This window comes from Paracoccus sediminilitoris (genome assembly GCF_003259195.1).
In the GTDB taxonomy this organism is placed as follows: Bacteria; Pseudomonadota; Alphaproteobacteria; order Rhodobacterales; family Rhodobacteraceae; genus Paracoccus; species Paracoccus sediminilitoris.
The window spans coordinates 108768-128325 of record NZ_QJPK01000001.1 but is presented as its reverse complement, the minus strand read 5'-3'; the positions used below and the strand labels follow the sequence as shown (position 1 = coordinate 128325).

Annotated in this window: 20 protein-coding genes; 12 read left to right on the top strand and 8 right to left on the bottom strand. The window is 66.3% G+C overall.

The features are described 5' to 3' along the window. Positions 1-102: 102 nt before the first annotated feature. Positions 103-591, bottom strand: coding sequence for an Lrp/AsnC family transcriptional regulator (locus tag DKT70_RS00625; RefSeq protein WP_111557854.1), 489 nt, complete (start codon positions 589-591; stop codon positions 103-105). A gap of 73 nt (positions 592-664) precedes the next feature. Between DKT70_RS00625 and ehuR the strand changes: the two genes are divergently transcribed. From ehuR to doeB, 9 genes are all read left to right on the top strand, one after another. Continuing rightward, positions 665-2065, top strand: coding sequence for a MocR-like ectoine utilization transcription factor EhuR (ehuR, locus tag DKT70_RS00620; protein WP_158529914.1), 1401 nt, complete (start codon positions 665-667; stop codon positions 2063-2065). Between the two features lie 159 nt (positions 2066-2224). Next, complete coding sequence (locus DKT70_RS00615) at positions 2225-3235, top strand: TRAP transporter substrate-binding protein (RefSeq protein WP_111557355.1); 1011 nt, start codon at positions 2225-2227, stop codon at positions 3233-3235. An 82-nt stretch (positions 3236-3317) separates the two neighbouring features. Further along, positions 3318-3986, top strand: a complete 669-nt coding sequence (locus DKT70_RS00610; protein ID WP_111557354.1) for a TRAP transporter small permease — start codon at positions 3318-3320, stop codon at positions 3984-3986. Beyond that, the gene (locus DKT70_RS00605) at positions 3983-5278 is read left to right on the top strand and encodes a TRAP transporter large permease (RefSeq protein ID WP_111557353.1); all 1296 of its coding nucleotides are present in this window, start codon (positions 3983-3985) and stop codon (positions 5276-5278) included. Before DKT70_RS00610 ends, DKT70_RS00605 begins: the two co-directional genes overlap by 4 nt. Continuing rightward, entirely contained in the window at positions 5278-5973 is a 696-nt protein-coding gene (locus tag DKT70_RS00600; RefSeq protein ID WP_158529913.1) for a maleate cis-trans isomerase family protein, read from the top strand. The genes DKT70_RS00605 and DKT70_RS00600 overlap by 1 nt, the downstream gene beginning before the upstream one ends. Then, the gene (gene eutB / locus DKT70_RS00595) at positions 5967-6935 is read left to right on the top strand and encodes a hydroxyectoine utilization dehydratase EutB (protein WP_233490356.1); all 969 of its coding nucleotides are present in this window, start codon (positions 5967-5969) and stop codon (positions 6933-6935) included. The genes DKT70_RS00600 and eutB overlap by 7 nt, the downstream gene beginning before the upstream one ends. Then, positions 6932-7900, top strand: a complete 969-nt coding sequence (locus DKT70_RS00590; protein WP_111557351.1) for a cyclodeaminase — start codon at positions 6932-6934, stop codon at positions 7898-7900. Before eutB ends, DKT70_RS00590 begins: the two co-directional genes overlap by 4 nt. Continuing rightward, positions 7901-9097, top strand: a complete 1197-nt coding sequence (doeA, locus tag DKT70_RS00585) for an ectoine hydrolase DoeA (RefSeq protein ID WP_111557350.1) — start codon at positions 7901-7903, stop codon at positions 9095-9097. Further along, positions 9094-10083: a N(2)-acetyl-L-2,4-diaminobutanoate deacetylase DoeB gene (doeB, locus tag DKT70_RS00580; protein WP_111557349.1), complete on the top strand. Its 990-nt coding sequence runs from the start codon at positions 9094-9096 to the stop codon at positions 10081-10083. Before doeA ends, doeB begins: the two co-directional genes overlap by 4 nt. Here the strand turns inward: doeB and DKT70_RS00575 are convergent. From DKT70_RS00575 to DKT70_RS00550, 6 genes are read right to left on the bottom strand one after another with little or no spacing between them, the layout of a single operon-like run. Beyond that, on the bottom strand, positions 10080-11135 hold the full coding sequence (locus tag DKT70_RS00575) for an AbrB family transcriptional regulator (protein ID WP_111557348.1): 1056 nt from the start codon (positions 11133-11135) through the stop codon (positions 10080-10082). The two genes, doeB and DKT70_RS00575, sit on opposite strands and share 4 nt — an antisense overlap. Further along, positions 11101-11400, bottom strand: a complete 300-nt coding sequence (locus tag DKT70_RS00570; protein ID WP_111557347.1) for a DUF4387 domain-containing protein — start codon at positions 11398-11400, stop codon at positions 11101-11103. The genes DKT70_RS00575 and DKT70_RS00570 overlap by 35 nt, the downstream gene beginning before the upstream one ends. Continuing rightward, complete coding sequence (locus DKT70_RS00565; protein WP_111557346.1) at positions 11397-12746, bottom strand: acyclic terpene utilization AtuA family protein; 1350 nt, start codon at positions 12744-12746, stop codon at positions 11397-11399. Before DKT70_RS00565 ends, DKT70_RS00570 begins: the two co-directional genes overlap by 4 nt. 1 nt (position 12747) lies before the next feature. Beyond that, the gene (locus DKT70_RS00560) at positions 12748-14274 is read right to left on the bottom strand and encodes a tripartite tricarboxylate transporter permease (RefSeq protein ID WP_111557345.1); all 1527 of its coding nucleotides are present in this window, start codon (positions 14272-14274) and stop codon (positions 12748-12750) included. 4 nt (positions 14275-14278) lie between these two features. After that, the gene (locus tag DKT70_RS00555; RefSeq protein WP_233490354.1) at positions 14279-14722 is read right to left on the bottom strand and encodes a tripartite tricarboxylate transporter TctB family protein; all 444 of its coding nucleotides are present in this window, start codon (positions 14720-14722) and stop codon (positions 14279-14281) included. Continuing rightward, positions 14719-15678, bottom strand: a complete 960-nt coding sequence (locus DKT70_RS00550) for a Bug family tripartite tricarboxylate transporter substrate binding protein (RefSeq protein WP_111557344.1) — start codon at positions 15676-15678, stop codon at positions 14719-14721. The genes DKT70_RS00555 and DKT70_RS00550 overlap by 4 nt, the downstream gene beginning before the upstream one ends. A 107-nt stretch (positions 15679-15785) precedes the next feature. Between DKT70_RS00550 and DKT70_RS00545 the strand changes: the two genes are divergently transcribed. From DKT70_RS00545 to DKT70_RS00535, 3 genes are read left to right on the top strand one after another with little or no spacing between them, the layout of a single operon-like run. Beyond that, the gene (locus DKT70_RS00545) at positions 15786-16451 is read left to right on the top strand and encodes a response regulator transcription factor (protein WP_072297896.1); all 666 of its coding nucleotides are present in this window, start codon (positions 15786-15788) and stop codon (positions 16449-16451) included. Further along, on the top strand, positions 16451-17833 hold the full coding sequence (locus DKT70_RS00540) for a sensor histidine kinase (protein WP_158529911.1): 1383 nt from the start codon (positions 16451-16453) through the stop codon (positions 17831-17833). The genes DKT70_RS00545 and DKT70_RS00540 overlap by 1 nt, the downstream gene beginning before the upstream one ends. Beyond that, the gene (locus tag DKT70_RS00535) at positions 17803-18837 is read left to right on the top strand and encodes an ABC transporter substrate-binding protein (protein ID WP_111557342.1); all 1035 of its coding nucleotides are present in this window, start codon (positions 17803-17805) and stop codon (positions 18835-18837) included. Before DKT70_RS00540 ends, DKT70_RS00535 begins: the two co-directional genes overlap by 31 nt. On the opposite strand, the gene DKT70_RS00530 is transcribed toward DKT70_RS00535, so the two are convergent. Then, complete coding sequence (locus tag DKT70_RS00530) at positions 18834-19469, bottom strand: alpha/beta hydrolase (RefSeq protein WP_158529909.1); 636 nt, start codon at positions 19467-19469, stop codon at positions 18834-18836. The two genes, DKT70_RS00535 and DKT70_RS00530, sit on opposite strands and share 4 nt — an antisense overlap. Positions 19470-19558: the final 89 nt, after the last annotated feature.

Sequence of the window (19558 nt, the reverse complement as noted above, 5' to 3'; positions counted from 1 at the left end):
GCGCCAATGTGACGTGGGCCGGGCAGGTGATTTCCCTAAAAATCGGGGACAGGGCAGAGGATTCCTCGCGCCAGCGATGCCCTTCCAGAGGATTCCTCGGGGTTACGGCAGCAGGGCGGTGGCGGGCGGCATGTCCTTGACGGGCTTCGTCACGATATAGCTGAAATAGCGCCGCACACCCGCGCGACTTTCCAGCAGCCCGTCCATCAGGTCCTGAAACGCCGCCACATCCGTCGCCACGACCTGCATCAGATAGTCATAGCCACCCCCGATGGCCCAGCAGCCGGTGACCTGATCCATCCGGGCGATCACGCGTTCGAAGGTCTGGAAACTTTCGGCCCGGTGGCTGTCCAGTTCCACTGTGACGAAGACCTGCACATGCTTGCCTAGGGCCGCAAGGCTGATATCGGCGCGGTATCCACGGATCAGCCCGGCCTTTTCCAGCCGCTGCATCCGGTCCCAGCAGGGGGTGGGCGACAGGTTCACCCGCGCCGCCAGGGCGGTCTTGGCGATGCGGCCTTCGCGCGACAGAACCGCAAGGATTGCGATGTCGCGGTCGTCAAGGCGCAGTTCGGGGCGGGTCGGGGTCATGGCACGGTTCTTTCCGCGCCTTTGTCGATTGTCAATCTGGACAAGCATCGACGGGGGCTGCAATCCTGTCGGCATGTCGCATTGGCCCTTACGAAAACAGGATATCACCCGCCCGGCCTATCGCAGCCTGGCCCAGGGGATCGCCGCCGCCATCGACGCGGGCAGCCTGCGCCCCGGACAGCGCCTGCCGCCGCATCGCGACCTGGCCTGGCAGCTGGGCGTCAGCGTCCAGACCGTCAGCCGCGCCTATGAGGAACTGATCCGCGCCGACCTGATCTCGGGCGAGGTGGGGCGCGGCAGCTTCGTGAAATCGGGCCCGCGCGAGACGATCGAGGTGCCGTGGTTCCGCGCGCCGACCGACCGCCCGCCGATCGATCTGTCGATGATGACGCCCGTCCGCCTGCCGATCATCGCCGATGCCTGGCGCGACAGCATGATGCGGCTGGCGGACCGGCTGCCCGAATCCGCGATGCTGTCCTTTCGCCCGCGCCAGACCATGTCGCTGTATGGGGGCATGGCGGCGGCCTGGCTGGCGCGTTGCGGCATGGTGGTCCCCGCACAGCGCATCCTGATCACCAACGGCACGACGCCCGCGATGTTCGTGGCACTGATGACGGTGGCCCAACCGGGTGACATCATCGCGACCGAAAGCTCCACCTGCCACACGCTGAAACCCGCGGCCAAGCACCTGCACCTGCGACTGCGCGGCATCGCCGGCGATGACCGCGGCATGGATCCGCAGGCGCTGATCGCGGCGGCGGGGGCGGCGGGCGGGCGGATGAAGGCGGTCTTTCTGTTGCCGGCGGGGGGCGGACCGCATGCCCGCATCATCGATCGCGAACGTCGCGCCGAACTGGCCGAGGCCGCCGCCATCGCCGGGCTGATGATCCTGGAAAGCGACCCGACCGGGCCCATGCCCCTGCGCCGCCCCGCGCCAATCGCCAGCATCGCCCCGGACCGCGGTTTCTATTTCACGGGGCTGTCGAAATGCCTGTCGCCGGGGTTGCGGCTGGGTTTTCTGGCCATGCCTGAACATTGGGCAGAGGCCGTGCTGAACCGGCACCTGTCGATGACCTGGATGGCCACGCCGCTGATGGCCGAGATCGCGCAGGACTGGATCACCTCGGGGACCGCCGATGCGCTGCTGGCCGCGCAGCGGGTGGAGCTGGCCGCCCGCAACCGCCTGGTCCAGCGCAGCCTGGGCCCCATGGCGCATGGCTTTCAGCACGGCCTTCACCGCTGGCTGGCGCTGCCGCCGGGCACGGACGAGGCCGCGCTGGTCGCGGCGGCGCTGGCCCGGCAGGTGGCCGTGGCGCCCGGATCGGGTTTCGCGGTCCTGCCCTCGGGGCCGGCGCTGCGGATCGCGGTGGGGGGACCGGGGATGGGCGAACTGGACCATGCCCTGCGCCAAATTTGTGCAATTCTTCCGGGCGGTTCGCCCGCAAAAGGCGCTCTGGACGGGCAGCCGGTTTGACACTCGGTGTCAGAATTGTCATGATTTAATATAGAAATTGACTTGGAAATCGCTTGGGCCGAACTCTCGGCGCAAGACAGGTCGGGCCAATCGGCCCGAATCCTGCAACTTTGAGGCAACGGGGCCGTTAGCCTGCGATTGTCCGCAACAGGAGGTACCATGACCATCAAGACATTGACGACCGCCAGCATCGCAGCCCTGGTTCTGGGAAGCGGCGCCGCCATGGCCGACACATGGCGCTATGCCTTCGAGGAAGCCCTGGACGAGGTTCAGGGCGTCTATGCCCAGAAGTTCAAGGAAGAGATCGAGGCCAATTCCGACCACGAGGTCCAGCTGTTCCCCTTCGGCACGCTTGGTGAATCCGACAACATCATGGAACAGGCCCAATCGGGCATCCTGCAGTTCGTGAACCAGTCGCCGGGCTTCACCGGGTCGCTGATCCCCGAGGCCCAGGTCTTCTTCGTGCCCTACCTGCTGCCCCAGGACGAGGAAACGCTGGCGACCTTCTTCCGCGACAGCAAGGCCATCAACGACATCTTCCCCGAGCTTTATGCCGAACAGGGTCTGGAACTGCTGAAGATGTATCCCGAGGGCGAGGTCATGCTGACCACGAAACAGCCCGTGGAAGGTCCCGACGACCTGGGCGACGTCAAGGTGCGCGTGATGACCAACCCGCTGCTGGTGGAAAGCTACAAGGCCTTCGGCGCGACCCCGACGCCGCTGCCTTGGGGCGAGGTCTATGGCGGTCTGCAGACCGGCATCATCGACGGCCAGGAAAACCCGGCCTTCTTCATCGAATCCACCCGCATGTACGAGGTGACCGACCACATCACCCGTCTTGGCCACAACAACTTCACCACCGCGCTGATGGCCAATAAGGAATTCTTCGACGGGCTGTCCGATGAGGACAAGAAGCTCGTGCAGGATGCCGCCGACACCGCCTTCGACACCATCCTGGAATACCAGCAGGGCCTGACCGAGGAATCGCTGGAGAAGATCAAGGAAGCCAAGCCCGAGATCACCGTGACGACGCTGTCGGAAGAACAGCGCGCCCCCTTCCGCGACACCGCCCAGCAGGTCGAGGAGACCTTCCTGGAAATCGGTGGTCCGCGCGCCCAGGAAATCCTGGACCAGATGAAGGCCGATCTTGAGGCTGCCGGTTCCAGCTGAGCACCGCACCGCTGGCCCGGCCCCGTCTTGGGGCCGGGCCTTTCATGACGACCCACGCGGTTTACCGGCAGGACATACAGCCATGAAGGCCAAGACGACCCCCCCCGAACTGGATCCCGACGTTCTGGCCGCAGCCAAGACCACGGCGTCTGACGACGACATCGACGATTCCCTTTACGATTCAGGCCTGCCCGGACCCTTGGGTCCCATCGACGCCGCCATTGCCCGGCTTGAGGCGATCCTTCTGGCGATTGGCGTCCTGCTGATGGCGCTAAACACGGTCGCCAACGTGGTGGGTCGCTATGTCTTCGGACAATCGCTCTATTTTTCGGAAGAGGTGAACCAGGCGCTGATCGTGCTGATCACCTTTGCAGGCATCTCCTATGCCGCGCGGCATGGCCGCCATATCCGCATGTCGGCCTTTTTCGACGCGCTGCCGCACAAGGGCCGTCGGTTCGGCATGGCGATCATTGCGGGGCTGACCGGTGCGCTGATGCTGCTCTTGGCGTGGTACGCGCTGTCCTATGTCATCACCCAGGCCGGTCGGGGCAGGGTGCTGCCCGCGCTGCAGATCCCCAACTGGTGGATCCTGGTCTGGGCGCCCTTGGGCTTTTTCCTGACCGGCATCCAATACCTGATGACGGCGCTGAAGAACGTCACCGATGACGGCGTCTGGCTGTCCACAAGCACGCGCGACGGATATTCCGACGCCTCCTCCGACGCTCTGGACGAAAAGGCGCAGGATCAATGACCGCTGCAATTCTGGGAACGATGATCGTCCTGCTTCTGCTGGGCTTTCCGATGATGGTGCCGCTGATCATCGGATCGATGGTCGGCTTCGTGGGCCTTTTCGGCGGGCTTGGTCAGCTGGAAACGCTGGTCCAGCAGGTCATCGCGGGCATCCAGCCCGCCAGCCTGATCGCCGTGCCGATGTTCATCTTTGCCGCCGACCTGATGACGCGCGGGCAATCGGCCGAACGGCTGATCGACCTGGTCATGGCCTTTCTGGGCCACGTCAAGGGCGGGCTGGCCATTTCGACCGCAGGCGCCTGTACGATGTTCGGCGCGGTGTCGGGGTCTACCCAAGCCACGGTGGTTGCCGTCGGCGGCCCGCTGCGCCCGCGTCTGCTGAAGGCGGGCTACAGCGACAGCTTTTCGCTGGCGCTGATCATCAACGCATCCGACATCGCCTTCCTGATCCCGCCCTCGATCGGGATGATCATCTATGGCGTGGTGTCGGGCACCTCGATTTCGGAACTGTTCATCGCGGGGATCGGGCCGGGGCTGCTGATCCTGCTGCTGTTCTCGATCTATGCCTATATCTACGCCGTCCGCCACAACGTCCCGACCGAGGAACCGGCCACCTGGTCCGAACGCCTGCGCGCCGTGCGCCGTGCACTGTGGCCCCTGGGCTTTCCGGTCATCATCATCGGCGGCATCTATGGCGGCATCTTTTCGCCTACCGAGGCCGCGGCCGCCTGCGTCCTCTATGCCCTGCTGCTGGAGCTGGTCGTGTTTCGCGAACTCAGCATGAAGCAGCTTTACGCCACCGCCAAATCCACCGGTCTGATCACGGCGGTAGTTTTCATCCTGGTCGGCGCGGGCACGGCCTTCAGCTATGTCATCAGCTTCGCGCAGATCCCCCAGGCGATCCTGGGCGGCATCGGCATCGACGGAATGGGGCCTTACGGGGTGCTGTTCACCATTTCCATCGCCTTCTTCGTGGGCTGCATGTTCGTCGATCCCATCGTGGTCATCCTGATCCTTGTGCCGATTTTTTCGCCCGTGGTGCAATCGGTCGGGCTGGACCCGGTCCTGGTCGGCACGATCATCACCCTGCAGGTCGCCATCGGCAGTGCGACACCACCCTTCGGCTGCGACATCTTCACGGCCATCGCCGTCTTCAAGCGCCCCTATCTGGAGGTCATCCGCGGCACCCCGCCCTTCATCGCGATCCTGCTGGCGGTGGCCGTCGCGCTGATCTTCTTCCCGCAGATCGCGTTGTTCCTGCGTGACCTTGCCTTTGCCCCCGGAGGTGCATGATGGCGCTGCAACGGTTCGGCCTGGTGGCCCTTGCCACCGACATGACGATCGAAGGCGACGCCGCGCGCCTGATGCCTTGGGGTACCCAGCTGCACGTGACCCGCATCGCCTTCGACAACCCCACGACCGAGGAAAACCTGCGCAACACCGGCCCGCGCCTGCGGGCGGCGGCGGATCTGCTGGTGCCGGGGGTGGACCTGGCGGCGATCGGCTTTGGCTGCACCTCGGCTTCGGCGGTGTTGGGTCCGGGGATCGGCGAACTGGTGGGCAATCGCGCACCGCTGGTCACGCCGACCTCGGCGGCGCTGCGCGGCTTTGCGGCCCTTGGCATTACGCGCCTGGCGCTGATGACCCCCTATCTTGCCGCAACGACCGATCTGGTCGGCGATTACTTCCAGAGCCACGGCATCGACGTGGTGCGGCGCAGTTCGATGAACTATGCCGATGATCGCGACATGGCGGTGCTGGATGCCGACACGATCATGCAGATGGCCGTGAACAGCGACCACCCGGACGCGCAGGCGTTGTTCATGTCCTGCACGGCACTGCCCGCCATCGGGTTGATCGAACGGATCGAAGACACCTTGGGCAAGCCGGTCATCACCTCGAACCAGGCGCTTTTCTGGGCGATGCTGGACCAGGCACAGATCCCTGCCGCGGGGCCGGGCGCGTTGTTCCGGTGCCGGTCGTGGTAGCGACGGCCATGGTGACGCTGGACGATATCATGGCGGCCCTCGACCGCATCCGCGACGATGTCCGCGTCACCCCGATGCAGGCGTCACCTTCGCTCTCGCAAATCGCGGGCGGGCCGGTCTGGCTGAAATGCGAATACCGCCAGACGACCGGCGCCTTCAAGCTGCGCGGGGCGACGAATGCGGTCGCGCGGGTGGGCAAGGTTGCCGGGGTCACGACGGCCTCGACCGGGAACCACGGGCGCGCGCTGGCCCATGCGGCACGGGCGCGGGGCATCCCCGCCATCATCTGCATGTCGCGCCTTGTGCCGCAGAACAAGCTGGACGCCATCGCCGAACTGGGCGCCGAAGCCCGCATCATCGGCGACAGCCAGGATGAGGCCTTTCTGGAAGCCATCCGCCTGCAGCGCGACGAAGGCTTTGCGCTGATCCCGCCCTTTGATCATCCCGACGTCATCGCGGGGCAGGGCACGCTGGGGCTGGAGATCCTAGACCAGGTGCCGGACGCCGCCACCATCGCCATCCCCCTGTCGGGGGGCGGCCTGCTGGCCGGGGTTGCGGCGGCGGCGAAGGCGCTGCGCCCTGATATCCGCATTGTCGGCATCAGCATGCAGCGAGGCGCCGCCATGGCCGCCAGCCTCGATGCGGGCCACCCGGTCGAGATCCGGGAACTGGAGACCCTTGCCGACAGCCTGGGTGGCGGCATCGGGCTGAAAAACCGGCTGACCTTTCCGATGGTCCGCGACCTGATGGACGACCTGATCCTGCTGTCCGAAGACCAGATCGCCGATGGCCTGCGCCACCTGGCCCAGGATGGCCACCGGGTCGAAGGCGCCGCCGCCGTTTGTGCGGGCGCGGTCCTGTCGGGGCGTCTGCGGGCCGATGACGGGCCGCTGGTCCTGATCTTGTCGGGCGAAAACATCGACCCCGCCCGCCACGCCGCCATCCTGCAGGAGGCGTCATGACCGACATCCTGGTCCTGACCGAACAGCAGCTGCGCCAGCGCATCGACCTTGACGCGGCCGTCATCGACATCGTCGAAGACGCCTTTCGCGGTCTGGCGGGCGGTCATGTCGTCATGCCGCCGGTCCTGTCCATGCACCTGCCAGACGTGAACGGAGAGGTGGACATCAAGACCGCCTATGTGCCGGGGCTGGCCGGGTTCGCGGTCAAGATCTCGCCCGGCTTCTTCGACAACCCGGCGCGCGGTCTGCCGTCCACCAGCGGCATGATGGCGGTGCTGGATGCGCAGACGGGCCGCGTACGGGCGGTGCTGCTGGATAACGGCTATCTGACCGATATTCGCACCGCGGCGGCGGGCGGCGTGGCCGCGCGTCACCTGGCGCGGGCGGATGCCAGCCGCGCTGCGATCTTTGGCGCCGGGCTGCAGGCGCGGTTGCAGCTGCAGGCGCTGCGGCTGGTGCGCCCGATCACCGATGCGGTGATATGGGCGCGTGATTTGTCCCGCGCGCAGGCGCTGGCCGCCGAACTGGACGGCCCCGACCTGCGCGTGCGCGCCACCGCGGACCCTGCCGAGGCCGCAGGTCTGGCCGATATCGTCGTCACCACCACCCCCGCGACGCAACCGATCTTTCGCGCCGAATGGCTGCGGCCGGGGATGCATGTGACCGCCATGGGCAGCGATCAGCCCGGCAAGACCGAACTGGACCCGCTTTGCCTGAAGCGCGCCGATCTTTATGTCGCCGACCGCGCCAGCCAGACCCGCCTGATGGGCGAATTGCGCCCCGCCCTGGCCGCCCAGACCTTTGACGCCGATGCGCCCGTCCCAGAACTGGGACAGATCATCGCCAAAACCCATCCCGGCCGCACCAGCCGCGACCAGATCACCATCTGCGATCTGACCGGTACCGGTGCGCAGGATACCGCGATTGCCACCCACGCGCTTGCCGCGTTTTCGAAAGACACGTGAATGCCAGAACTGCAGAGGACACCAGAACGTTTCTCGACCGCGGAATACGAGGAACGCTTGCGCAAGACCCGCGCCAGCATGGAGAAGCTGGGGCTCGACATGCTGATCGTCAGCGATCCGTCGAACATGGCGTGGCTGACCGGCTATGACGGCTGGTCCTTCTATGTCCATCAATGCGTGATCGTGGGGCCGACCGGCGCGCCGATCTGGTTCGGGCGTGGCCAGGATGCCCAGGGCGCGCTGCGCACCGTCTGGATGAGCGATGATCACATCATCGGCTATCCCGACCATTACGTGCAGTCGGTGGACCGTCATCCGATGGATTACCTCTGGGCGACGCTGGCCGACAAGGGCTGGCATACCGGCTTCATCGGCGTCGAGATGGACAATTACTGGTACACCGCCAAGGCCCATCAGCGCCTGTGCGCGGGCTTGCCCGACGCGCAGATCCTGGATGCCACAGGTCTGGTCAACTGGCAGCGCGCGATCAAGACGCCCAAGGAACTGGCCTATATGCGCAAGGCCGCGCGGATCGTGGAACGCATGCACCGCCGCATCGCCGACCGGATCGAGGTGGGCATGCGCAAATGCGACCTGGTGGCGGAAATCTATGATGCGGGGCTGCGTTACGACGAATGGTCCCAGCATGGCGGCGATTACCCGGCCATCGTGCCGCTGCTGCCATCGGGCCCTGACGCCGCCGCGCCCCACCTGACTTGGGACGACCAGCCGATGAAGCGGGACGAAGGCACCTTCTTCGAAATCGCGGGCTGTTATCAGCGATACCATGTGCCGCTTTCGCGCACGATCTTCCTGGGCACCCCGCCGCAGGAGATGCTGGACGCCGAAAAGGCCGTGCTGGAGGGGATGGATGCGGGACTTGCCGCCGCCACCGCCGGCAACACCTGCGAGGATATCGCCAATGCCTTCTTCACCGTCCTGGACCGCTATGGCATCGTCAAGGACAATCGCACCGGATACCCGATCGGCCTCTCTTATCCGCCCGACTGGGGCGAACGCACCATGTCGCTGCGCCGCGGTGACCAGACCGAGCTGAAGCCCGGCATGACCTTCCACTTCATGACCGGCCTGTGGATGGACAATTGGGGATACGAGACGACGGAATCCATCGTCATCACCGAACGGGAGCCTGAGCTGTTCTGCAACATCCCGCGCCGGATGCTGGTCAAGTCATGACCCACCCCATCGTTCCGACCATCGCGCTGGACGGCATGGGCAAGCATCACGGTTTCCTGCGCCTGCCCTACTCCCGCAATGACAGCGCATGGGGCAGCGTGATGATCCCCATCACCGTCATCGCCAATGGCGAAGGCCCGACGGCCCTGTTGACGGGGGGCAATCACGGCGACGAATACGAGGGCCCCATCGCCCTGCAGCAGCTGGCATGGGACCTGGACCCCGCCGAGATCACGGGGCGCGTCATCATCGCGCCCTATATGAACTATCCGGCGTTCCGGGCGGGCACGCGGGTCAGCCCCATCGACCAGATCAACATGAACCGCGCCTTTCCGGGGGACCCCAAGGGCAGCGTCAGCCAGAAGATCGCCAGCTATTTCAACGATGTGCTGGTGACCATGGCGGATGTCGTTCTGGATTACCATTCGGGCGGCAAGACGCTGGACTTTCTGCCCTATGCGGCGGCGCATGTGCTGGAGGACAAGACCCAGCAGGCCGCCTGCGTGGCGGGCGTCCGGGCCTTCGGTGCGCCCTATTCGATGATGATGCTGGAGATCGACGCGGTCGGCATGTTCGACACGGCGGTCGAAAGCCAGGGCAAGACCTTCGTGACGACCGAACTGGGCGGCGGTGGCACGGCCACCGCCCGCAGCGCGCGGATCGCCATCGATGGCGCACGCAACCTGCTGCGCCACGCGGGCATCCTGGCGGGCGAGGTTCCCCAGATGGACAGCGTCTGGCTGGACATGCCGGGGGATGACTGCTTCCACTTTGCCACCCGCGACGGGCTGATGCAGCCCTTGGCGGATCTGGGCGATGCGGTCACGGCGGGCCAGCCCATCGCGCAGATCTGGGCGCCTGATCGCACCGGGGTCGAACCCCAGACCATCACCGCCAACCGCGACGGCATCATCGCGGCGCGGCATTTTCCTGGGCTGATCCAGACCGGCGATTGCGCCGCCGTGATCGCGGTGGAGGGGGCCTAGCGCCCCCTTTTCCCGAACAGCCGCGACACGATGGGCGCCAGCAGGATCACGATCAGGATTCGCAGGATGTGGTGGCTGACCACATAGGCCAGATCGGCGCCTGCGATGATGGCGATGATGACCATCTCGGCCTGGCCGCCGGGCAGGAAGGCCAGGAAGGCGTCCAGCGCAGGCGCCAGATGCATCAGGTGGATGCTTTCCAGAAAGATCAGGCTGATGATCGCCAGGATCAGCGCATAGACCAGCCCCGCCGTCACGTCGACGCGCAGTTCGCGCGCGGTGATGCCTGCGTATTTCGCCCCCACCGCGATGCCGATGAAGAATTGCGCGGCCTGGATGATCTCGGCGGGGGGGCGGCTTTGGATGATACCGGTCAGCGACAGGACGGCGGTCAGGATCATCGGCCCCAGGATCGATGCGCCGAACAGCCCCAAGCGTTCGCCGCCCTTCCATCCGACCAGACCCGCCACGACCATCAGCCCGATCTGCCACCAGGGCAGGGATGAAATCGGCGCGCCGGGGGGTTGGGACAGGTCCACTTGCCAGTAAAGCGTCATGATCAGCGGCGCGACGGTCACGATGACCAGGATGCGCGTCGCATGGATCAGCGACAGGGCGCGGATGTCGCCGCCCGCTTCCTCGCCAAAGACCAGCATGTCCTGCAGCCCGCCGGGCATGGCCGCATACCAGGCGGTCGGATGGTCAAAGCCGAAGACGAAGCGCAACAGCGGATAGCCGACCAGCGCGATCACCCCGATGAAGATCGGCACCATCGCCAGCGACCCGGCGATCGCGGGCAACCCGCCCAGCACCTGCGGCGTGATCGATGCGCCGACCGCCACCCCCAGAAAGGTCCGCATGAAGATGCCGAACTGTCCCGCGCCCTGCATGCGGGCGCCCGACAGCGCCACGATCAGGCAGCCCAGCATCGGTCCCAGAAGGAAGGGCAGCGGCAGGCCCAGCAGAAGAAACAGCGCGGCCCCCGCAAGGCCCGCGCCGAAGGTCAGGATCCGTGGTCTAGTCAAGGGGCAGCTCCGCCAGCAGGGCGGCATATTGGGCGCCATGCATGTCGCGGTCATGGACCGATCCCTGCACGACCGGGCGCGGCAGGCTGAACTTGATGACCCGCAGATCGGGGATGTCGAACCGTTTCAGCCCCTCGGGCGCCACGCCGTAGAGCGCGGCGACCCGGTCGGTGTCCAGCTGAGCCGACAGCCGGTCGAAGACATCGGCGCGGTCGCAGAAGATGTCGATGGTCACCCAGAAGGGGCCGGCATTCTTGGACCGGACTTTCAGGACAAGATCACCAAGGGTCATGGGGTCACTTTCGTCGTGGTCAGGCGGAAGGCCGACATCGGATCCTCTAGCGCCATCACGTGGTTCAGCGCGAATTCGTAAAGCGCGCCGCGATCGGTGGTGGAGGGGGAAAAGGGGAAGGCGAAGGTCGGCAGTTCCTCGTCGTCGGTCAGGGGATAGTGCAGGACGAAGGGGTTGATCAGCTTGCCGATCTCCGCCGCCTGCGCCTGATCGCGCGCGGTGACGATGCCCAAGACGCCCACCTCGACCGGGTTGCCTTGGCGGTTTTCCAAGTCGCCAAGGGTCGCATCGACACCCATCAGACGGAATTGGATGTCGTAATCATCCTGCGACAGCCCCATGCGGGTGGCGATTTCGGCATGCAGGAAACCCGTCAGCCGGTCCACCCAGGCTTGGGCGTTGTCGACGTAATGAGCGTCGCGCAGGACCGCCAGGATGGTCGTCTGATATCCCGCAACGCGCGCGCCTTCCAGTTTTACGGTATAGGGCGCGGGGACCCATTTCGACCCCTCGACCCGGACGCGGCGGGCGTCCAGCGCGGTATAGCGCGCGCCGGTCACGTCCAGATATCCACCCGGTTCATGAAGGCAGAACGGGTCCGAGTTTTCATAAAGCATATGCGCCGACACGGAATGGGGCGTGCAGAACGCCCCTTCGGCCAGCGGCTGGACGGTAAAGCCCGTGTCGTCGAAATCGACCATGATCACGCCCGAGGTCGGGTTCGTGGAACACAGCGCCCCGCATTCCGCGATCTTGGCACCGTGCCAGGCCGGACCGGCGGCATCGCCGCGCGCCAAGGGCAGGGCGGCGATGGTCGCGGTGTCGGTGGTGCGCCCGGCGATGACGATATCGGCCCCAAGCGCCAGCGCCGCCTGGATCTGTTCGACGCCTGCCAGGGCCACGATGTTCGTCAGCCCCTCCAGCGCGAAATCGGGGGCGGGGGTCAGGGGGGTGACGCGGCCCGCCGCATGGGCCGTGGCCACGCGGTCGGCGGGCTGGTCGGAATAAAGCCGGACCACGGTCGGCGACTGGCCCAGTTCAGCGGCCAGTTCGGCGGTGATGTCGAACATCCAGTCCACCGTCGCATCCGTGCCGCAGGTGCCCGCAGTGCCGATGACCAGCGGAACGCCCAGTTCGGCGCGCGCCTGCATCAGGCTGCGCCATTCGGATTTCGTGGCGGCGCGGGAATATTTCGATTGGCCCGCGCCAAGGCTGAAGGGCCCACTGTCGGTGGACCCTCCGTCGATGCAAATGATGTCGGGGGCCATCGTGACACCCCGGGCAAGGGCTTCACGGTCGAAGCCCAGGCCCAGGACGCCCGAGGGCACCAGCACGCGTGTGGTCATGTCAATCCTCGTTCAGGGTCGGATCGGTTTCGGGCATGGCCGGCTTCTTCAGCAGGCGGCGCAGGAAGATCGGCGCCACGAAACCAAGAACCGCCGCCGTCCACAAGCCGATAGCGATCGGAGAGCTGAACAGGTATTGCCAGTCGCCGTTCGACAGGACCATGGCGCGGCGCAGGTTGTCCTCCATTGCGTTGCCCAGAAGGATGCCCAGGATGACCGGAACGGTCGGCATGCCCAGTTTGCGCATGACATATCCCAGGACCCCGAAGGCCACCATCATCAGCATGTCGAAGCTGGATCCGGTCAGCGAATAGATCCCCACGAAGGCGATCATTGTCACGCCCGGCAACAGCACCCATGCGGGCACCGACAGGATGCGCACGAAGACCTTGACCATCGGCACGTTCATGATCAGCAGCACGACGTTGGCGATCAGCAGCGACGCGATCAGCGACCAGACGATTTCCGGGCGTTCGGCGAACAGCAGCGGACCGGGCGTGATGTTCAGCGTCAAGAGCAGCGCCAGCAGCACGGCCGTGGTGCCCGAACCCGGCACGCCAAGCGTCAGCATCGGGACCAGCGCGCCACCGGCGGCGGCGTTGTTGCCGGCCTCGGGGGCGGCGACACCCTTGGGGTTGCCCTTGCCGAAGCTGGCCTTGTCCTTGGCCACGGATTTTTCCGCCATATAGGCCAGGAAGGACCCCAGCGATGCCCCGGCACCCGGCAGGACGCCCGCGACAAAGCCGATGCCCGTGCCACGCAGCATCGCACCCGACGTCTGTTTCAGCATCTTCCACGGCACCAGGATCTTGCCCAGCTTGACGCCGATGGCGCTGTCGCGGCCATGGCTTTCGATGAAGTGGAAAATCTCGGCCACGGCGAACAGGCCGACGATGGCCACCAGGAAATCGACGCCGTCCATCAGGTGCAGCTCACCAAAGGTGAAGCGCGGCATGCCGGTCGTCTTGTCCATGCCGATCATGGCGATGCCCAGGCCGATGGCCGCCGACATGGCCGCCTTGGCCTGGTTCGACGATCCGATGCCGCCAAGCGTGCAGAAGGCCAGCATGTACAGCGCGAAATATTCCGCCGGGCCGAACTGATAGGCGACGCGTGCCAGATAGGGCGCAAAGATCATCAGGCCGATCGTCGCCAGCAACGCGCCCACGAAAGAGGCGACGCCCGAAACGACCAGCGCCTCGGCGGCCTTGCCCTGGCGCGCCATGGGATAGCCGTCCAGCGTGGTCATCATCGCCGGTTCGTCGCCGGGGATGTTCAGCAGGATCGAACTGATCCGCCCGCCATACATCGCCCCGTAATAGACCGAGGTCAGCAGCACCAGCGCCGAGACCGCGTCCAGCCCCATCGAGAAAGAGATCGGGATCAGCAGCGCCACGCCGTTCGACGGGCCAAGGCCCGGCAGCGCGCCGATGATGGTGCCGACGAAACAGCCGATGATGGCCAGCAGCAGGGTATAGGGGGTCAGGGCGATGGACATCCCCATCGCCAGGTTTGCAAGAGTATCCATGATTTCAGAACCCCATTCCGGCCGGCAGGGCCTTCAGGCCCAGTCCCAGCAACACGCGGAACAACAAGAACAATCCGATCGACAGGCCCAGCCCCGCCAGCACCGAACGCCGCGGGTTGCCGCCGATCTGCCAGCTGAGGACGCCGGCCGCGATGGCGGTCGGGATCAGGAAGCCGAGGGGCGTGATCGCATAGGCATAGCCCGCCAGCACCGCCAGCGCCAAGGCCAGCTGGCCGACCATGGGGCCCGCAGGCCATTCCTCGTCGGGGTCGGGGCGCAGGACCATGACCAGTGCCGCGATCATCACCACGCCCCCGACCAGATAGGGAAACAGGCGCGGGCCGACCGGATCGGACATGAAGCTGGTCTGGATGCTGCTGGCGTTGAGGATATACCCCAACGCCACGATCATCATGAACGCTCCGAAGATGCGGTCACCCTTGATCATTGCAGAATCCCGATCTCTTTCGACACGTCCTGGATCTGGGCGATGTTCTCATCGACGAAGGTCTGGAAATCGGCGCCCAGGATCGTGTAGGGGGCCAGGCCGTTCTCGGTCATCACCGTCTGCCACTGTTCGGATTCGGCGACCTTGCCCAGCATGTCGACCCATTTCTGGTAATCTTCGTCGCTGATGTCCTTGGGGACATAGATGCCGCGCCAGTTCATGGCGACGATGTCGACGCCCTGTTCCTTGGCGGTGGGAACGTCCTCGAAGCCCTCGACGCGTTCTTCCGACAAGACGGCCACGGGGCGCACGTCGCCCGACTTGATGAAGCCGGTGATTTCCGACATGTCACCGGTCATCGCCTGCGCAAAACCGCCCACCGTCTGGGTGATGGCATCCGCGCCGCCGTCCAGGCCGATATACTTGATCGCCTTGGCATCGTCGAAGCCGGCCTTGTCCAGCGTCATCAGCACCTTGAGGTGATCAAAGCCGCCCACGGCCGATCCGCCCGCGAAGGCCACCTTCGAGGGGTCTTCCTTCACCGCGTCGATCAGGTCGGTCAGGTTCTGATAGGGGCTGTCCTTGGCCACGACGATGACGCCGGGATCGCCACCGATCGAACCGACCCACCGCACCTGGTCGGCGGTCGCGCCGGCAAATGCGTTCTGCGCCAGGCGCGTGGTGGTGGCCGAGGATGCCGCGACGAAGACCTCTGGGTCGTCGCTGCGCTTGCTGACGACCTGGGTGAAGGCCACGCCGCCGCCGGCGCCGGCCAGGTTCGTGACCTGCACCATGTTCGGCACCAGTCCCAGTTCGGTCATGATGCGGCCGATCTGGCGGCAGGTGAAGTCCCAGCCACCGCCGGGGTTGGCGGGGGCGATGCATTCCTCGGCCATGGCCGGGGCTGCGACGGTCATCAGCAATGCGGCAGTTGCCGCACGGGTCCAATTTTTCATGCTGTCCTCCCAGACTGGCCCGCCTGCTTAGGGGGCGGGCTTGCGGGGCACAGGTTTTGCTGAAAAGCTGACACGAACCTGTCACCATCTGCCCGAAAGTTGTGCCAATGCGTTTTCTTCTGGTCGAAGACAGCGAGGAACTTGCCGATGCCGTCGCCTCGCGCCTGCGGCTGGAGGGGCATGGCGTCGATCATGCAGCGACGCTTTCGGATGCTGGACATTTTCTGGGAACCGCACCTTACGACATGATCTTGCTGGATATATCGCTTCCCGATGGCGACGGTCGCGATTTCCTGGTGCGCGAAAGGGCGGCGCGGCGGGACACGCCGGTGATCATGATGACGGCCTCGGCCTCGGTCAGCGACCGGGTGATGACGCTGGATCAGGGTGCCGACGATTACATCACCAAGCCCTTCGATTTCGCCGAATTGCAGGCGCGCTGCCGGGCGGTTCTGCGCCGTCGCGACGGTGCGATCGACAGCCGGCGCCATTTCGCGGGCTTCGTCTTCGACCAGCTGGCCGCGACCCTGACCATCGGCGACGAGGTCCGAGAGCTGCGCGCCCGCGAATTGCGCCTGCTGGAGATCCTGCTGTCGCGCCCCGGCCAGGCCTATTCCAAGGCGCATCTGATCGACCGGCTGTTTTCGTTCGACGAAGAGGTCAGCGACAACGCCATCGAGGTCTATGTAGGCCGGTTGCGCAAGAAGCTGGACGGATCGGGGGCACGGCTGGAAACGCTGCGCGGCGTCGGCTATCGCCTGATCCCCGAATGATGCGTGGGTTGCTGGACCCGACGCGGATCGTGTCGCTGCGCCGGCGGCTGGTCTGGCAGTTCCTGCTGCTGTCGGCGGTGCTGGTGCTGGGGCTGTTCCTGGTGGTGGGCTGGGTGGCCGAGCGCGCGTCGCGCGCGTCGCAGGATGCGGTGCTGGGCGCGGCCGTCACCGCCATCACCGAAGGCATCCGCAGCGTCGACGAGGGGCTGGAGCTGGACCTGCCCTATGCGACCTTTTCCATGCTGGGGGCGATGGGGGATGAGCGCATCTTTTATCTGCTGACGGTCGCGGGGCAGGGCGTCACCGGATACGAGGATCTGCCCCCTCCGCCCAGCCCCGCCACCGACATGACCCCGGTTTTCTATGGCGCCGATTATCGCGGGGCGCGGCTGCGTCTGGCCTCGGTTGGTCGGATGATGCTGATCCAGAACCGCCTGCAGCCGGTGACCGTCACCTTGGGCCAGACGCGGCTGGGGCAGGCGGCCATCGCGCGGGACACGGCGCGCAGCGCGGCCTGGGCCGCCCTGGGCTTCATGCTGCTGGCGTTGCCCGTGGCGCTGTTGGCGGCGCAGGCGGTGCTGCAGCCGATCCGCGCGCTGGCCGATGTGATGGGGCGGCGCGGCCCGCGCGACCTGCGCCCCGTGCGACACGCCACCCCGCGCGAGCTGACGCCGCTGCTGCGGGCGCTGAACGGGCTGATCGCGCGCCTGCGCGCCGCGCTGGAGCTGGCCGAGACCTTCATCTTCGAGGCCGCCCACCGCATCCGCACGCCTTTGTCGCTGGTCCGCGCCGAGGCCGAGCTGGCGCTGGCGGAAACCAGCGACGAGGCAACCCGCATCCGCCTGCGCCGCATGGTCCGCGCCATCGGCGAAAGCAGCCGGTCGGCGAACCAGATCCTGGACCATGCGATGGTGATGTACCGCACCGACCAATATGCCGCCGCCCGGGTCGATCTGGCGGCGCTGGCCCATGACGGTCTGCGCGCCATCGGTCCCATCGCCGAGATGCGCGACATCCGCATCACCCATGACATCGCCCCCTGCCTGATCGAGGGCGACGAACGGATGCTGGAAATCGCCTTGCGCAATCTGCTGGACAACGCCATCAAATATGCCGCGCCCGAGGGCCATGTCGATCTGACCCTGACCTGTACGGACGGGCAGGCCTGCCTGATCGTCAGCGATGACGGGCGCGGCCTGTCCGACGATCCCGCCCAGCTGATCGGGCGGTTCCGGCGGGGCGGCAACGTGGGGGATACCGGCGGATCGGGCCTGGGTCTGACCATCGTGACCGAGGTCGCCCATGCCCATCGCGGGCGATTTCAGCTGAAGCCCGGTCAAAGGGGGGGAACATGCGCCTTGCTGCATTTGCCTTCGGCCTGATCGGGCTGGCGCTGTCCGCTGCGGGCCAAGCCACCGCGTTGGAGCCAGAGGCCGAACGCATCTTCGGGTCGCCCGATGCCCCCGCGATCCAGGTCCTGTCGGTGACCGACCTGGCGGCCTTTTCGCCCGTGCTGCAGGATTACGTGGACCGTCATCCGGACCGCAGCATCCGATATGTGCAGGCGTCCTCGACGCAGATCCATGCCGCCATCCATGACGAAGGCGCGCAGTTCGACCTGGTCATCTCCTCGGCGATGGACCTGCAGATGAAGCTGGCCAATGACGGCTTGGCGGCATCGGTCGAATTGCAGGTGGCGGGGCTGCCCGATTGGGCGCGCTGGCGCGATCAGCTGTGGGGCATCGCGCTGGAGCCGGTGGTGACGCTGGCCTCGCGGCAGGCCCTGGGGGATCTGCCGGTGCCGAAGACGCGGCGCGACCTGATCGCGCTGCTGCGCGAGAATCCCGACCGCTTCCGCGGCAAGGTGGCGGCCTATGACCCGCTGGTCTCGGGGGTGGGCTATTTCCTGATCGCGCAGGACGACCAGGTCTCCGACGGGTTCTGGCGTCTGGCCGAGGTGATGGGTCGCCTGAATGCACGGCTTTTCTGCTGTTCGGGCCAGATGATCACCGAATTGCGCGAAGGGCGCATCGCCATCGCCTATAACGTGGTGGCCAGCTATGCGGCGCGGTTCCGGCCCGACGACCCCGACCTGGTGCAGCTGGCCTTCGAGGATTACACCTTCGCCATCATCCGATCGGCCCTTGTGCCGGTGAACGCCCCCGACCCTGAAGGGGCGCGGGACCTGCTGGGCTATCTGCTGTCGGACCCGGCGCAGCGGCTGATCGCGGACAGCGCGGGCGTGGCGCTGATCGCCGGGACGGGCCCCGCGCCGGTGCCGCAGCTGCGCCCGATCCGGCTGGATGCGGGGCTGCTAGTCTATGACGACCGGTTGCGGCGGGCGGGGCTGTTGTCGGAATGGCGGGCGGCGTTGATCCAGCCCTAGGTGGTGGCGTCGATCAGCCGCGCCAGGCCCTGCGGGTCGGACAGGAAGGGCGAATGGCCCCAAGGGCGGTGATGGACGTGATCGACGCCTGCGCGGTCGATCATCATCCGCTGCAGGGCGGGCGGGATGGCGCGGTCGTTTTCGCAAATGACATAGTAACGGGTGATCCGGTGGCGGTGCGCCAGCCGGTCCCGCATCGGGCCCAAGGGTTGCGGTCGCAGGGCGTCGACCGGCGCATGGGGGCAGTCGTGATACATCATCCGCCGCGCGTGATCCGGCGGCAGGATCAGCCGCCCTGCATCGTCGCGCGGCCAGTGGCGCGGCGGTGCGGGTAGCAGGCGGTCCAGCGTCGCAAGGTTGTCCCCCGCCAGCGGCAGATAGGAACACAGATGCATCAGCAGGCGGGCGGGGGTGGTCATCGCCTCGGCCACCATGCCCCCCATGGAATGGCCGACGACCAGGGGGCGGTCCATGGCGGGCAGGGCCGCGGCGCAATTGGCCAGCGTGGTGTCCGGGGCATCGGGCAGGTCGGGACAGGCGACACGGTGCCCCATCGCGCGCAGCGCCGCCGCTGTCGCGTCCCAGCACCAGCCGCCATGCCATGCCCCGTGGATCAGAAGGATATCCGCCATGACGGCAAGCCTTGCCCGCTGCGCCCCGCGCATGCAAGGGCTTGACCGGGCGGCGGGGCCGGCCCTGAATGGGCGCGCTTTGGGGGGAC

Coding starts and splice junctions, on each gene's coding strand:
- DKT70_RS00625 (WP_111557854.1), bottom strand. CDS start 591: ATGACCCCGACCCGCCCCGAACTGCGCCTTGACGACCGCGACATCGCA.
- ehuR (WP_158529914.1), top strand. CDS start 665: ATGTCGCATTGGCCCTTACGAAAACAGGATATCACCCGCCCGGCCTAT.
- DKT70_RS00615 (WP_111557355.1), top strand. CDS start 2,225: ATGACCATCAAGACATTGACGACCGCCAGCATCGCAGCCCTGGTTCTG.
- DKT70_RS00610 (WP_111557354.1), top strand. CDS start 3,318: ATGAAGGCCAAGACGACCCCCCCCGAACTGGATCCCGACGTTCTGGCC.
- DKT70_RS00605 (WP_111557353.1), top strand. CDS start 3,983: ATGACCGCTGCAATTCTGGGAACGATGATCGTCCTGCTTCTGCTGGGC.
- DKT70_RS00600 (WP_158529913.1), top strand. CDS start 5,278: ATGGCGCTGCAACGGTTCGGCCTGGTGGCCCTTGCCACCGACATGACG.
- DKT70_RS00590 (WP_111557351.1), top strand. CDS start 6,932: ATGACCGACATCCTGGTCCTGACCGAACAGCAGCTGCGCCAGCGCATC.
- doeA (WP_111557350.1), top strand. CDS start 7,901: ATGCCAGAACTGCAGAGGACACCAGAACGTTTCTCGACCGCGGAATAC.
- doeB (WP_111557349.1), top strand. CDS start 9,094: ATGACCCACCCCATCGTTCCGACCATCGCGCTGGACGGCATGGGCAAG.
- DKT70_RS00575 (WP_111557348.1), bottom strand. CDS start 11,135: ATGCCGCCCTGCTGGCGGAGCTGCCCCTTGACTAGACCACGGATCCTG.
- DKT70_RS00570 (WP_111557347.1), bottom strand. CDS start 11,400: ATGACCCTTGGTGATCTTGTCCTGAAAGTCCGGTCCAAGAATGCCGGC.
- DKT70_RS00565 (WP_111557346.1), bottom strand. CDS start 12,746: ATGACCACACGCGTGCTGGTGCCCTCGGGCGTCCTGGGCCTGGGCTTC.
- DKT70_RS00560 (WP_111557345.1), bottom strand. CDS start 14,274: ATGGATACTCTTGCAAACCTGGCGATGGGGATGTCCATCGCCCTGACC.
- DKT70_RS00555 (WP_233490354.1), bottom strand. CDS start 14,722: ATGATCAAGGGTGACCGCATCTTCGGAGCGTTCATGATGATCGTGGCG.
- DKT70_RS00550 (WP_111557344.1), bottom strand. CDS start 15,678: ATGAAAAATTGGACCCGTGCGGCAACTGCCGCATTGCTGATGACCGTC.
- DKT70_RS00545 (WP_072297896.1), top strand. CDS start 15,786: ATGCGTTTTCTTCTGGTCGAAGACAGCGAGGAACTTGCCGATGCCGTC.
- DKT70_RS00540 (WP_158529911.1), top strand. CDS start 16,451: ATGCGTGGGTTGCTGGACCCGACGCGGATCGTGTCGCTGCGCCGGCGG.
- DKT70_RS00535 (WP_111557342.1), top strand. CDS start 17,803: ATGCGCCTTGCTGCATTTGCCTTCGGCCTGATCGGGCTGGCGCTGTCC.
- DKT70_RS00530 (WP_158529909.1), bottom strand. CDS start 19,469: ATGGCGGATATCCTTCTGATCCACGGGGCATGGCATGGCGGCTGGTGC.